At 61.0% G+C, this 13,868-nt stretch carries 8 protein-coding genes; 3 read left to right on the forward strand and 5 right to left on the reverse strand.

Going from position 1 to position 13,868, the window contains the following annotated elements:
- Window positions 1-26: 26 nt before the first annotated feature.
- The gene (locus OHL14_RS14795; protein WP_263380124.1) at window positions 27-1,445 is read right to left on the reverse strand and encodes an efflux RND transporter periplasmic adaptor subunit; all 1,419 of its coding nucleotides are present in this window, start codon (window positions 1,443-1,445) and stop codon (window positions 27-29) included.
- Window positions 1,446-1,758: 313 nt separating this feature from the next.
- Here OHL14_RS14795 and OHL14_RS14800 point away from each other — a divergent pair, with 313 nt between their 5' ends.
- Both OHL14_RS14800 and OHL14_RS14805 read left to right on the forward strand, forming a co-directional pair.
- Window positions 1,759-3,522, forward strand: coding sequence for a GWxTD domain-containing protein (locus tag OHL14_RS14800; protein WP_263380125.1), 1,764 nt, complete (start codon window positions 1,759-1,761; stop codon window positions 3,520-3,522).
- A gap of 237 nt (window positions 3,523-3,759) precedes the next feature.
- Entirely contained in the window at window positions 3,760-5,490 is a 1,731-nt protein-coding gene (locus tag OHL14_RS14805; protein WP_263380126.1) for a carboxypeptidase-like regulatory domain-containing protein, read from the forward strand.
- Window positions 5,491-5,863: 373 nt separating this feature from the next.
- On the opposite strand, the gene OHL14_RS14810 is transcribed toward OHL14_RS14805, so the two are convergent.
- The 4 genes from OHL14_RS14810 to OHL14_RS14825 all read right to left on the reverse strand — a co-directional run bounded on the left by OHL14_RS14810 (window position 5,864) and on the right by OHL14_RS14825 (window position 12,059).
- Window positions 5,864-6,613: a YoaK family protein gene (locus tag OHL14_RS14810; RefSeq protein ID WP_263380127.1), complete on the reverse strand. Its 750-nt coding sequence runs from the start codon at window positions 6,611-6,613 to the stop codon at window positions 5,864-5,866.
- 302 nt (window positions 6,614-6,915) lie between these two features.
- Complete coding sequence (locus OHL14_RS14815) at window positions 6,916-8,385, reverse strand: PepSY-associated TM helix domain-containing protein (RefSeq protein WP_263380128.1); 1,470 nt, start codon at window positions 8,383-8,385, stop codon at window positions 6,916-6,918.
- Between the two features lie 180 nt (window positions 8,386-8,565).
- The gene (locus OHL14_RS14820; protein WP_263380129.1) at window positions 8,566-11,487 is read right to left on the reverse strand and encodes a TonB-dependent receptor; all 2,922 of its coding nucleotides are present in this window, start codon (window positions 11,485-11,487) and stop codon (window positions 8,566-8,568) included.
- 188 nt (window positions 11,488-11,675) lie between these two features.
- A complete protein-coding gene (locus tag OHL14_RS14825) occupies window positions 11,676-12,059 on the reverse strand; it encodes a hypothetical protein (RefSeq protein ID WP_263380130.1) in 384 nt (127 codons plus the stop codon).
- Window positions 12,060-12,330: 271 nt separating this feature from the next.
- On the opposite strand from OHL14_RS14825, the gene purF reads away from it, so the two are divergent.
- Window positions 12,331-13,860, forward strand: a complete 1,530-nt coding sequence (gene purF / locus OHL14_RS14830) for an amidophosphoribosyltransferase (RefSeq protein WP_263380131.1) — start codon at window positions 12,331-12,333, stop codon at window positions 13,858-13,860.
- The last annotated feature ends 8 nt before the right edge of the window (window positions 13,861-13,868 follow it).

A 13,868-nucleotide genomic window follows, 5' to 3' on the forward strand; every position in this document is an offset into this window, starting at 1 on the left:
GCGACGAGCGACCGCCGCATAGCGGGTTAGCTGGAGCTGTCGTCCGAGGGCGCTGCTGCGGCGACTGAATTATCGCGTTTGACGGCAGTGCCACTCTTGAGGATGCGCAGTGTCTTATAGCGGCCGGTAACAATCTCGTCGCCTGCCTTCAGGCCGGCGATCACCTCGATGTCTGTAGTGCCCGTGACGCCGGTCGAAACCGGAACGAACTTCACGCGAGTACGGTTGTCATCCATCACAAGGATGTAGACGCCCTGCGTGAGCGGCTTCGCCTTGGTCGGAGCGACATCGCCGGTGGGAGGCGTCTTACCCTTGTTCTTGAAGAACTTCGCTTCCGTGTCTGCATCGCGTTCTACCAGCGCCTGAATGGGGATGGTGAGCGCATCGTTTTTGTGCGCGGTGGTCAGTTTTGCCGTGCAGGAGAGGCCAGGCCGCAGCGAGTCGGGCATCTGAGAACCACCGCCAGGCAGTTGATCCAGTGTCACGACAACCTTGAAGTCTTTCGCCTCTTCCGTGCCGGTGGTCGACTGCGTGGTGGATAGGCCGGTCGTGCGCAGCAGAGCCTGATCTCCAACCTCGGTCACGTGGCCCTTAAAGATTTTGCCGGGCAGGGCATCTACGGTGACGTCTGCGGACTGGCCCATCTGCACGTTCACAATGTCCGTTTCGTCGACCTTCACCTCAGCGGTGATAACGGACATATCTGCGAGCGTCATGATGGTCGAGCCGCCGGCGTTCTGGATGCCGACAACGACGGTCTCGCCCTCGCGGACAGGAACGTTGGTGACCAGAGCGTCATAAGGCGCGCGGCTGATCGTCTTATCCAGGGCGTCGAAGTTGGATGTCTGCGTTGCAACGGCCTGGCTCATATGACCGCGAGCGGAAGCAGTCTGGGCCTTCGCCTGTGCCACGGAGGCATCACGCTGCTCCAGCGTGGCTTTGGACATGTCGAAGGCGGCCACCTTGGCGTCGTAGTCCTGCTTGGAGATCAGCTGGTCGTTGTAGAGCTGCTTGGCGCGGCTGTAATCGAGCTGCTTCTGTTCGAGGTCGGCCTTAGCCTGCGAGACGTTCGCAACGGCGGTGCGTTCGGCAGCGATGTAGGAGTTGATGTCGGTTTTGGAAGCGGCGATCGCGGCGCTCTGGGCCGAGACGGTCGCCTCGGGCTGCACGCTTTCGACGCGGGCGAGCAGGTCGCCCTTCTTTACGTGGTCGCCTTCCTTCACATAAAGGTGCGTGATGCGACCGAAGGCGGTCGCACCTACGTTGACGTAGGTCTTGGGCTTGATCTGCCCTGTGCCGCTGACATTGGCGTCCAGATCCTGGCGTACCGCCTTGGCCGTCGTGACGGCCAGCACGTCTGTGCGGCTATAGAGGATGCTGCCATAGACGATGCCAACAAGGGCGATCAGGGCCAGGATGACGAAGAATACCTTTTTTCCGCTCATCAAATGCTTACTTTCCAGGGATGTTGCTCAGGTTGGACACGCGAGGGACTCAGAGGCTGAAGGGGATACGAAGAAGATACAGAGTTTGTTCCAACTGTACTTAGCATGAATCGGAGATAGCTTACATTGACCCTAAAGACGGAAGGCTTCGGTCGGTGACCTTTTCGCTGCGGATGAGTCGAAACACTCAGAAGCAGCTAACCAGTCAAACGATCCACACCGAATGATAGCAGCGGGCCCGCGGATCGTCTTGTATGCAGAGGCTGCGAAGACTAGAATGAATCACGTCTAGTAACAGGAGTGGCAGCTACCCATGAACTCACCGAAGATCTCGTCTTTTTTCACCAGCCTGGCGCTGGTCACTGTATCCTTTGCCGGCCTGGCGGCGCATGCCCAGACCGCGCCCGAGCAGCAGCCGGGGCAGGAGCAGACGGTGCAGGACAATGGTGGCGTAGTCAAGGCACCCGCAACCACTGAAAAGCCCGATCCGCTGAAGCGTCGCCTGAGCGATCGCGAAGAACGCGCCCGTCGTAAGGCCACCGTCGCCGAGTTGAAGGGCGAGTACAAGAAGTGGCTGGATGAGGACGTTCGCTGGATCATCACCGACGAAGAGCAGAAGGCGTTCAAGAGCCTCGCCAACGATGAGGAGCGCGATCAGTTCATCGAGCAGTTTTGGCTGCGCCGCAACCCGAACCCGGACTCCAACGATAACGAGTTCAAGGACGAGCACTACGCCCGCATCGCCTACGCGAATGAGCACTTTGCTGCAGGTAAGCCTGGCTGGATGACAGACCGCGGTCACATCTATATCGCTTACGGCAAGCCTGATTCGATCGACTCGCACCCTTCGGGCGGCAGCTATGACCGTCCGATGGAAGAGGGCGGTGGCAACACCTCGACCTTCCCGTTCGAGACGTGGCACTACCGCTATCTCGCCGGTGTTGGCGACAACATCGACATCGAGTTCGTGGACACCTGCATGTGCGGCGATTACCATGCGACGATCGACCGTTCCGAGAAAGATGCCCTGAAGCACGTTCCGGGCGCCGGCTTGACGCAGTATGAGCAGAACGGTCAGGCCGATAAGAAGGACCGTTTCGCGGGTGGAGGTCTCGAGCAGCTCGGTAATGGCCCGATGTCTTCTATGCAGCAGAGCAAGCAGTTCGATCGTCTCGATCAGTTTGCGAAGCTGTTCGCTCCGCCGCCGGTAAAGTTCGCCGACCTGGACCAGTTCCTGGCGACCGAGAAGATCCTGACCGGACCTCCTTTCCTGTTCGATGTGCGCACGGACTATGTGAAGCTGACGAACGACACCGTTATGGTGCCGGTGACTCTGCAGATTCGTAATGGTGACATCACGTACAACACGAAGGACGGCGATTCGGTCGGTACGGTCAATATCCTTGGCCGCGTCAGCAATATCAACCACCGCGTGGTCCAGACGTTCGAGGACACCGTGAAGGTGGAGACGCCGAGCGACCTGCTGCAGCGCACCAAGAACAACCAGTCGGTGTACTGGAAGGCAATTCCACTACCTCCGGGCCGGTACAAGGTTGAGATCGCGATCAAGGACGTCAATAACAAGGACCACTTTGGCGTGTGGCGTCGCAGTGTGGACGTGCCGAAATTTGACGACGACCGCCTGGCGGCTTCGTCGCTGATCCTCGCTGATCAGATGGAGAGGGTGCCCTCGAAGGATGTAGGCGCGGGTAACTTCGTCATCGGCAACACCAAGATCCGTCCTCGCGTTCCGGCGACGTTCTCGACTCCGGTGGTCTTCCACCGCGCGCAGAACCTGAACTTCTGGATGCAGGTCTATAACCTGGGCATCGGCGACAACAAGAAGAATGATGCGACGATCGAGTACCAGGTATTGGATCTGGCGACGAACAAGCAGATTCTTTCATCTTCGGAGTCGGCTGCGAAGCTGAACCCGAACGCCGATCAGCTCACGCTGGAGAAGACGATGCCGCTGGCGAGCCTGCAGCCGGGTCGTTACCAGGTGACCATCAAGATCAACGACGGTGTGACGAAGCAGGCAATTGCTTCGAGCGCTCCTTTCATCGTCGAGCAGTAAGACTGAGTTGAGAGAACGAGGACAGCGAAGCCGCGAGTTGAGCCTTCAGGCGGTTTCGCGATAGTCTTTAGGACAGATGTCGTACTTTGGAGTGCCGCCGCAAGCTGGCAGCAGGGAAAGACGTCAGGCAGACACGTAGGTCCTGATCGAATCCTTCCGAGGGCGACAACCGGCTGGTTGCACGAGCCGCGGACGTTTTGGAGAGCCGTAGGCGCGCACACGAGGTATTGGAGCGCGGTGAGACGATTCGTACCGGGTCTGATGATGTTGGCATCGCTGCTGGGAATCTCCCAGATCTGCGCAGCGGCCACACATAACGGCTCTGCCACTTCGGCGGCGGTGTCCGGTGTCGTGCGCGATGCGCAGGGCACTCCTCAGATGGGCGCTCTAGTGGAGTTGGTCGGAGCCAATCTCACCATAGTAGCGACAGCCTTCAGCGACGATCATGGTCGCTTCCTGATTCCTGCGGTCGATGCGGGCAAATACCAGATTCGAGCCTCCGCCGCGTTTTTCATGCCGACTTTGAAGAACAACCTGCGGCTGGTGTCTGGTTCGCAGACCATCGTCAACCTCACCATGAGCACTATCTTTGAAGCGGCGAACTGGCTGCCGACGCAGCGGCGTCGCGCGGACGAGCCTGCCGATGACTGGAAGTGGGCGCTGAGGTCGACAGCAAATCGGCCATTGCTGCGGCTGGTCGATCCCGAGGATGGCATCTCTGTTTCGTCGAGCTCCGAGTCTAGCCAGAGATCTGTGAATGAAGGCCGCGTGACCATGACCAACGGTGATGGCACGTTCGGCGAGGGCGGTATGCACCAGTCGCTGGTGCTGAGCCGCACGATGGGCGACGGAGATGCTGCGGTGTTGCGGGCGGATGTCGGCAACTCGTCGAGCATCGATTCGCCAGGACCTTCGGTTGCTGTGACTGCTGGTTATCAGCGGCAGACACTGCTGGGCGGAAGCACGCGGCTGGTGACGGGTTTCCAGTCGCATCCAGAGCTGGCGAATGGGTCGCTGCCGGGTTATGGACCTGGTTTTGAGGTGATGCAGGTCGCCAGCGCGCAACGGTTGGCGCTAGGTGATCTGGTGGTGATCGACGCAGGTACGCTGCTGGAAGCGGAAAAGCTCGAAGAGACGCGGCTGCGGACGCAGCCTTATGTGCGGGTGATGGTTCATCCGGATGAAGACTTCGTCGTCGAGTATCGCTTTGCCAGCGGACACGAGGCGCAAAGCTCAGAGGATCTTGATCGGCTGAAGCCTTCGATTACGGCTGTGGCCGATGCGAATGGACGACCGCTGGGAAATCAGGGAAGCCACAACGAGCTTTCCGTGAGCCATAAGCTCGGCGACAAGGATGTGTTGACTGTTGCTGGGTTTATTGACCGGGTTTCGTATACGGCGATTGGCGGCAGCGGGATTCTGGTGCGGAGCGATCTGCAGCAGACCGGGATCGTGCAGGACCCGACGACGGGAACTTTCCAGGTCGCGGCTCAGGGTTATGAGAGCCACGGTTTGAGTGCGTCGGTGATGCATTCGATTACGCCTGCGCTTTCAGCGTGGGGCGAATACGATCTGGGAACCGCGCTCGTGAGTCAGCAGGGATTGGTTTCGATTGCGGCGTTGCAGCAGAGCCTGTCGAAGCAAGTTACGTCAGCAGCGAGTGTGTCGCTACGCGGGAAGATTCTGCACACGGGCACTTCGCTGAAGGCTGAATATCGCTGGCAGCCGAACCGGACGTTGACGCAGGTGAACAGCTACAACACGACGCCGGAAGAGGCTTATCTGAGCTTCTTCGTCCGGCAGCGTTTGTGGGGCGGGCGGATGTTGCCGAAGGGCGTCGATGCTGTGGTAGAAGCTACGAATCTGCTGGAACAGGGCTACCAGCCTGTGCTGGCTCCGGATGGACACACGCTGTTTCTGGCGCAGGTTCCGCGCGGGATTCAGGCTGGGCTAGCTTTCAACTTCTAGAGTAACCCCCCTCCCCCCTGACTTCAGTGTCCAAAGTCTTGATTCGGAATGGGATACTTTTGGACTTTTGATGACATCCAGCCACATTGGGTAGACAGCGGTGAGTCGGCCGCTTTGTTTTGCCCCTTTACTTAATTATAGCGAATGGCACACAGCGAACATGCAACTCTATTTGTTTTGGAATGTGTGGGTTAGAGCTATCAGGGCTTGACAGGATTTTGGCGAAGCGGGTGGGCCTACTGCAAGGGGTTTTGGGCAAGAAGGTGTCGAAAGTACGGGTGGGTGGGGCTTCTTCGGAGTCCTTCGGCTGCGCCTCGCGATGAGGCTGCGAGACTTCGCTCAGGATGACAGTTTTGTTTGTGGGGTGAAGGGTTCATTTGTGTTCGGGTGAGGCAGCGGATTGCTGCCTCAGGTCGTCGATTACGGGCAGGATTGCGAGGATGACGATCAGGAGAGCCAAGGGGAGTGTGAAGAGAAAGCCGAAGCTTTTGAAGCCGATCGCACCGATGACTCCGCCGATGAAGAACAGGGCGATGAGGGATGTGAGCAGGCGGAGGCTGGACCAGTGATGGGTGGTTGCATCCCCGGTTCTGCTGGCGTACGCCCAGAGTATGCGACCGACGGCTATGCCCACGTCGGTGACCATGCCTGTGATGTGAGTGGTTCGAATGACAGACGTGGAGATCTTGGTGACGATGGCATTCTGCAGGCCCATGGTGAAGCACAGAAGCAGAATCGTTCCAATGACCGGTTCCACCACAAAGACCTTTCCGGTGACACCGAAGGCTACCAAGAGAGCAGCCTCTACGAGCAGCGGAAGGGCGTATTCGCTGCTTAGATTGTGAGAACGGCCCCAGCGCACGATCAGGGTGGTGGTGAGGGCTCCAAGGAAGAACAGTGTGAGGGCAGCGAGACCGCGGACGGCGAGAGCGTAGGCGCCGATGGCGAAGTTGTCGGCCATGGCGGCGACGATTCCCGACATATGCGAGGTGTATTGACGAACGGCGAGGAAGCCTCCGGCGTTGACGGCGCCGGCAACAAAGGCGAGATAGCGGGCGAGGTGCCTGTCGGCGCGTTCGGAGCGATTTACGGAGGTGAGGCGGCGGAGGTAGTGCAGAGGCATCGGGGTGGCCTGAGGTCTGATTGATATTTTAGTTCTTATGGGATGGCGAAGTTCGGACCTATTCAGAAGGAAGAGCAACAGCAAGAGCAACGGCAACAGCAGATTCCCTTCGGGAATGACAAACAAAAGAGCGTGACAAGCAAGAGGAGTAAGGCCAGGCGGTCGCGCTTTGCGCGATGCCCACGTTTCACCGCAACGAGCAAAGAACGTTCGCTGGGTGCCCCATCTTAGCGACGATAAAGCCGTCGCGAAGATGGGGCACCCGGCGGAAAGATTGACGCTGGTCTGTCGAGTGGCTGTTCTTATGTGCGGAGGCCCAGCCAGTGGCGGGTTGTGGGGAGGTGGCGGAGGATGAGGCGCTCGGTGAGGAGGACCAGGAGCATGGAGCCGCCCAGGAAGGGGAAGTAGAGGCCGAGCGCGACGAGCAGGGCGAGGAGGGCGGCGGAGAAACGGATGGGGTGGAGGGGAGTGGGAGCGCCGAGGACGGACCCGGGTTTACGCTTCCACCACATGATGAGGCCGCTGATGCTGAGCAGGAAGAGTCCCGCGGTGGTGAAGAGGCTGAGGAGCTGGTTGAGCGGGCCGAAGAGTTGGCCTTCGTGGGCAGCGATGCCGGTGCCGATGACGCGATCGAGCCAGGGCTTGGAGCTGAAGTCGGTGCGCTTGAGGAGGGCGCCGGAGTGGCCGTCGAGGACGAGGTCGACGCGAAGAGGGCGGTCGCGGGTGTCGGATTTGGCTGTCCAGTTGCCGCCGGAGTGCATGGGCGGGGCGATGAGGACGGGGTTGGGGAGACCGAGCGGGGCGACGGTGGCGACCATCTTATCGAGATCGCGGAAGGCGTCGGGGCCGGAGAGGTTGGTTGCGTGGCGACCGAAGCCGAGGTGCTGGGCGTGTTCGGCGGCGGCAGGCTCCATAGAAGACATGTTCGGCATGCCTTCCATGTGATGAGCAGAGGGCGTGCCGGGCATGGTGTGCATGGTGGACATGCCGCTCATGTCCATAGGTGGTGCGGGGTAAGCGGCGGAGAATCGTTTGCTGCGGGCGGCGAGGGTGTCGGCGCTGCTGGTGGTCCAGTCCTGCTGGACGGCGTGGCCTGCGCTGAAGTGGCGGATGGCTTTGAGGTAACCTCCCCAGGCTTTGGCCCAGGGTAGGCCGGTGAAGAGCAGGAACAGAGCGAAGAACGAGACGTAGATGCCTGTGACGGCGTGGATGTCTTTCCAGAAGGTGCGGCCCCCGGCGCGGAGGCGGGGATAGAGCACGCCGGCGAGGCCGCTGGCATGGCGCGGCCACCAGAGGAAGAGACCGGTAAGCACCATGACGACGGCCCATGAGGCGGCGAGCTCGGTGATCCAGGAGCCGTACTTGCCGAGGAGGAGTTCGCCGTGGAGGCGTGAGGTGAAGATGTCGATGCGGTGATCTTCGTTATCGATGTGGAGGACGGCGAGGGTCTGCGGGTGGATGTAGACGCGGAACTGCGCGGTGCCTTTATCGACGAGGACCTCGGAGGCGGAGGTGGGGGTATAGGGAAGCTGGTAGGAGTCGAGCGTGGTGCCGGAGACGACGGCGAGGGCGGCCTGGACCTGCGCGTTGGCGGAGGCGCGCTGGGAGATGTTGAGGTGGTCGAAGGGGCGGTCGAGCCAGTGCTGGATCTGCGGGTGGAAGAGGAAGACGGTGCCAGTGACGCAGAGCCAGAGGACGAAGGGGATGCAGAAGAGCCCGGCGTAGAAGTGCCAGCGCCAGACGGTGCGGTGGTCGAGGGCGGTGGTGGTCATGGCGGTGTCCTTTATGGTGCGCTGGTGGTGGGGCGGTCGCGCTTTGCGCGATGCCCACCTTCGCCGCGATGAAGCTGCGGCGAAGATGGGGCACCCGGCGGAAAGCAACAGCAGATTCCCTTCGGGAATGACAAACGAAAAAAGTCAAATCAGAAGGGACAGGCCAAATGGCGAAGGATTTCAGAAGATCAGTTTGGCTGCGAACTCGATGCTGCGCGGGTCTGCAGAGTTGGTGGGTTTGCCGAAGGTGGAGGGCACGACGCAGGTGGTGTTGCCCGGGGTGGGGGTAAGTGATGGGTAGCTGCAGCTGCTGCCGAGGCTGCCGGAGGGGAAGAGGTCGTTGCGCGTGTTGACGAGGTTGAAGGCCTGGGCGAGGCCCTGGAGCTTGAAGCGGTCGCCGAGGTTGAAGGTGCGGGAGAGGCGGGTGTTGATGGTGAAGCTCGGGAAGCCGAGGCCAGCGTTGCGGCTGATCATGGTGCCGGGCGCTGCGGTGGCACAGAGGGAGGCGACGACGAGGCAGGGACGCTCGGTGGTGGTCTGGATGTCGGTGACGCCGTTGGTGATGTTGAAGGGGAAGCCGGAGTAGTAGGTGAGGGTGCCGCCGAGCTCGAAGCCGTGGGTGAGTTTAGCGGAGAGGTTTTCGCCGTGGTCGAGCGAGGTGTGGAGGGTGCCGTCGACGACGACGCGGTGCTTCTGGTTGTCGTCGGAGATGCTGCGGTCCATGCCGGGGTCGTAGTTGTTGACGGGGCCGGAGAAGAAGGCGTAGCTGACGTCGTCGATGGCTTTGGACCAGGTGTAGGAGAGGCGGAAGCTGCCGCCGGTTCCGAAGGGCAGGGCGACGGGGCGGAGATTGTAGGAAACGGTGAGGGCGTCGAAGTAGGAGTCGGCGCCGGGGTAGTACTGCTTGTTATTGGCGATGGCCTGGTTGGGACGGCAGAGGTCGGTGGGGTCGACCGTCGAGCTGCAGGTGGGGGTGTTGAGGTTGACGTCGATGAGGATGTCTTCGCCGCGGATGTGCTGATAGGCGATAGCGAGGTTGCTGGTGGGGCTGATCTGCTGATCGACCTCGAGGCTGTTCTGGATGGCCCGGGCGTTCTTCATGTCGGGGTCCATGGTGCTGAGGCTGAGGCGCAGCGTGGGTGGAAGGGTTAGTGCGGTGTAGCCGGTGACTATGTTAGGGAAGACGGGCGCGTTCGTCTGGCCGTAGGAGAGGGAGAGCGAGGCGAGGGTGCTGGCGTTGATGGAGGTGCCGTTGCCATCGGACTCAAGTGCGTTGGAGAGGGCGCGGAGGGGAACGCGATCGTAGAAGAGGCCGAAGCTGCCGCGGATGATGGTGCCGCGTCCGCGGAAGGGCTGGTAAGCGAAGCCTACGCGCGGCGAGACGTTTTTGGTGTCAAGGTTGATTGCCTTGAGCCACTGGAGGTCGTAGCGTACCCCGGCGTTGAGGGTGAGCGAGGGGCTGACCTTCCACTCGTCCTGCGCGTACATGCCGAAGTTGGGGTTGGTTTGGGGGACGACGAAGTTGCCGAAGGTCTGAGCGTAGGTGGAGTAGATGCCCTTTTGGAAGTTGGCGAGGGAGGAGAAGGAGTAGCTGCCTCGGTTGGACATGGGGAAGGTGATGGTGAGGTCGTTGAAGAGGAAGTCGGCACCGACGCGGACGGAGTGGGCTCCGATCTGGCGGGAGAGGTTATCGACTACCTCGTAGAGGCGATCGTAGCGACCTGTGGGGGAGCCGGAGGCGGTGCCGAAGGTGGCTGCGTTGGTGATGCTGACGGCGGGGCCGACCTGATCGACGACGGGAGCCTTGAGGTTGGAGTTGGTGAACTGGCCGCGGGTTTCGTTTACGGTGCGGGAGTTGATGGTGTAGATGTTCGAGACGGCGACGGTCTGGTCGAGGTCGTTGAGGTTGGCTCCGCCTGAGGTGTAGGTGAGGCCGCCGGCGTTGCGGGAGTTGATGCTGGAGACGTGGTAGAGGCTGTAGCGGGCGGTGAGCTGGTCCTTGTCGCTGAGCTTGTGGTCGATCTTGAAGAAGAGGTTATTGAAGCGGACGGGGTTGGCGTAGACGGTGATGCCGGAGGGGTCGATGTTGAGCAGCTGACCGGGGTATTTGCTGGCGGTGAGCACGGAGTTGATGGCGGCGGCGTTGGCCGGGGTGATGGTGAGGAAGTTGGTCTGGTTGAGCTGGCGGTACTCGTAGTTGCCGAAGAAGAAGGTGCGGGCTTTGATGATGGGGCCGCCGAGGGAGGCGCCGGACTGGGTCTGGGTGTAGGGCAGCAGGAGACCGCTGTAGGCGTTCTTGGCGTTGAGGTGTTTGTCGCGGAGGTAGGAGTAGATGTCTCCGTGGAAGTGGTTGCCGCCGGATTTGGAGACGTAGTTGAAGTAACCGGCGAGGGCGCGGCCGTACTCGGCCTGACCGCCGTTGGTGACGACCTGCATCTCCTGGACGACGTCGAGGCCGAAGTCGGTCTGGACGAGACCGGCGGCGTCGTCGTTGGCGGAGAGGCCGTCGACGATGAAGGAGTTGGAGAAGTTGTGCTGGCTGCCGACGGAGAGACCCTGGCCGGGGACGGCGGAGGTTTCGGCGAAGAGCTGGTTGGCGGCGGTGTTGGTGGGGCTGACGCCGGGGACGAGCAGAGCGAGATCGAGGAAGTTGCGACCGTTGAACGGGAGGTTGGCGACTTCATTCTGAGAGACGGTGGAGGTGATCTGGGAGCGGCTGGCTTCGAGGACGGGGGCGGCGGATTCGACGGTGACGCCGGTCTGGACGCTGCCGATGGTGAGGGTTATCGGGAGATCGAAGGCGGCGCCGATGGTGAGAGTGAGGGAGCGTCGGACGTCGGAGAAGCCGGGTTGGTGGATGGTGACTTCGTAGGGGCCGACGGCGAGGTAAGGGAAGCGGAAGCGGCCGGCGGCGTCGGTGGTGGTGCTGGCGTTGAGGCCGGTGTTGAGGGCCCGGGCGGAGATGGCGGCGTCGCGGATGACGGCTCCGGAGGTGTCGGTGACGCGACCGGCGAGGGAGGCGTTGTTGATGGTCTCCTGGGCGCGGATTGCAGGCAGGGATGCTGAAAGCGCAAGGAGCGCTAGGGAGAGGCTTCGGTACAAGTTGTCCTCCTACGGACGGCTGCACGCGGCAGGTCGCGTGCTGTTGCGGCTCAAGGATGTGAGGGAGCTAGCCAGGAGATGGTATTGCAGCTTGAAAGAAGACGTGCCTCAGAGGCTAAAGCCCCTTGCCTAGGAGGTCACATGCGGCACGGCTGAAGCCGTGCCCCTTCGAGACTGAACATCACCATTTAGGAGAGACGAACGGCAGGGGGGCCGCGTTTGTGACGGGCACCGGCTTCGGCAGCGCGAGCCCAGGCGGCGATCTGGCTGGCCGGGGTGGGCGCAGCGATGAGGTTGAAGAGGCTGGGGGTGTTAAGAGCGAAGGCTACGTCGAGGTGCTGGAGTTGCGAGGCGGGCGCCGGGCAGCAGGGGCACTTAGCGGTGAGCAGGCTGACCTTGGTGCCGTGGGTGAGGGCTTCGCGCTCGGCCGGGGACATCGCGCAGTGGTGCATGCCGTTGCGACGACAGCATGCCGGCAGCGACGTGTCTGCATCGGCGGTGAGGCCGAAGGCGGGCGCAGCGGTCGGAAGACCGAAGGCCAGCAGCAGAACGAGGGTGATGAGACGGCGCACTTGGAGGTAGTGTACATGGGTAGAGTGGGCGGGGCGGTCGCGCTTTGCGCGATGCTCGTCTTAGCCACGATAAGACCGTCGCTAAGATGGGGCACCCGGCAGTTGCGGCGAAGTTGCTGACGGATAAGAAGCAGGTCCTTCGCTGCGCTCAGGATGACAATAGAGGTAGGGAGTTGTAGGGATTTTCCACCCGGGAATGAGGGATAATGGGAGGGTGGCGATTTTCGCCCCAGTAACCACTTCCCAGTGACCCGAACGGCAGTGAGGACATATGTGCGGTATCGTTGGCGTCTTCGGACATAGTCCGGTAAGCCAGGTAATCTACGACTCACTCTCCATGCTGCAGCATCGTGGGCAGGACGCAGCGGGCATTGTTACGAACTACCAGGGACGGTTCTACCTCGAGAAGGGGGAAGGCCTGATCACGGATGTGTTCAACAAGAGCAACATGGCTCGGCTGCTGGGGAACGTTGGTGTGGGGCATGTGCGGTACCCGACGGCGGGATGTTCATCGGTGGCAGAGGCCCAGCCGTTTTATGTGAACTCTCCGTATGGCGTGGTGTTTGCGCATAACGGTAACCTGACGAATGTGGCTGAGATTGTGGGCGGCCTGTTCGAGACGGACATGCGACATCTGAATACGCGTTCGGACAGCGAGGTGATGCTGAACGTGTTCGCGCATGCGTTGAGCCGTCGCGGTGCGGTGAAGCCGAATGAGTTCGATGTGTTTGCTGCGGTCGAGGAAGTGCATCGTCGCTGCAAGGGCGGCTATGCGGTGATCACGATGATCGCTGGTGTAGGCATGGTGGCATTCCGCGATCTGCATGGGATTCGGCCGCTGGTGTTCGGCACGCGCGATACGGGCAAGTTCAAGGACATGCCGAGCGCGACGGAGTACATGATTGCGAGTGAGAGCGTTGCGCTGCAGGTGGGCGGCTTTGAGCTGCATCACGATCTCGAGCCGGGCGAAGTGATCTTTATCGACATGGAGGGCGAGGTGCATCGGCATGTAAGTCTGCTGGCGCATGAGAAGGCCCCGTGTCTGTTTGAGTATGTGTATCTGGCGCGGCCGGATTCGGTGCTGGATGGTGTGTCGGTGTATGAGGCGCGCATCAACATGGGTACGAAGCTGGCAGCGAAGATCAAGCGCGAGTGGGCGCATGTGCCGATCGATGTTGTGGTGCCGATTCCTTCGACGAGCCGGATAGCGGCGCAGGAGATTGCTACGCGACTGAACCTGCCGTATCGCGATGCGCTGGTGAGAAATCGCTATGTGGGACGCACGTTCATCATGCCGGGACAGGCGCTGCGCAAGCAGTCGATTCGGCGGAAGCTAAACCCGATTCCGAATGCGTTCCGCGGCAAGAACGTGATGCTGGTGGACGATTCGATCGTGCGCGGAACGACGATCAAAGAGATTATCGCGATGGTGCGCGAGCAGGGAGCTGCGAAGGTGTATGTGTGCTCGGCTGCGCCACCGGTGCGGTTTCCGAATGTGTACGGCATCGATATGCCAGCGCGATCAGAGCTGATTGCGACGGGCAAGGATGTGCAGCAGCTGGCGAAGGAGATTGGCGCGGACGAGCTGATCTTTCAGGACCTGGATGACTTGAAGGCTGCGATCACCGAGGCGGCGCCTGGGCTGACGCACTTCGATACGTCTGTCTTCGATGGCATTTATGTGACCGGAGACATCACCGAAGAGTATCTCAACCTGCTGGAGCGCCAGCGAAACGACACGGCCAAACAAACAGAAGATGTCGCAAGCCATATTTCGAGAAACCTCGCAGCCCATATCTAAACTGCCGG

It is taken from the genome of Granulicella paludicola, from assembly GCF_025685545.1.
In the GTDB taxonomy this organism is placed as follows: domain Bacteria; phylum Acidobacteriota; class Terriglobia; order Terriglobales; family Acidobacteriaceae; genus Granulicella; species Granulicella paludicola.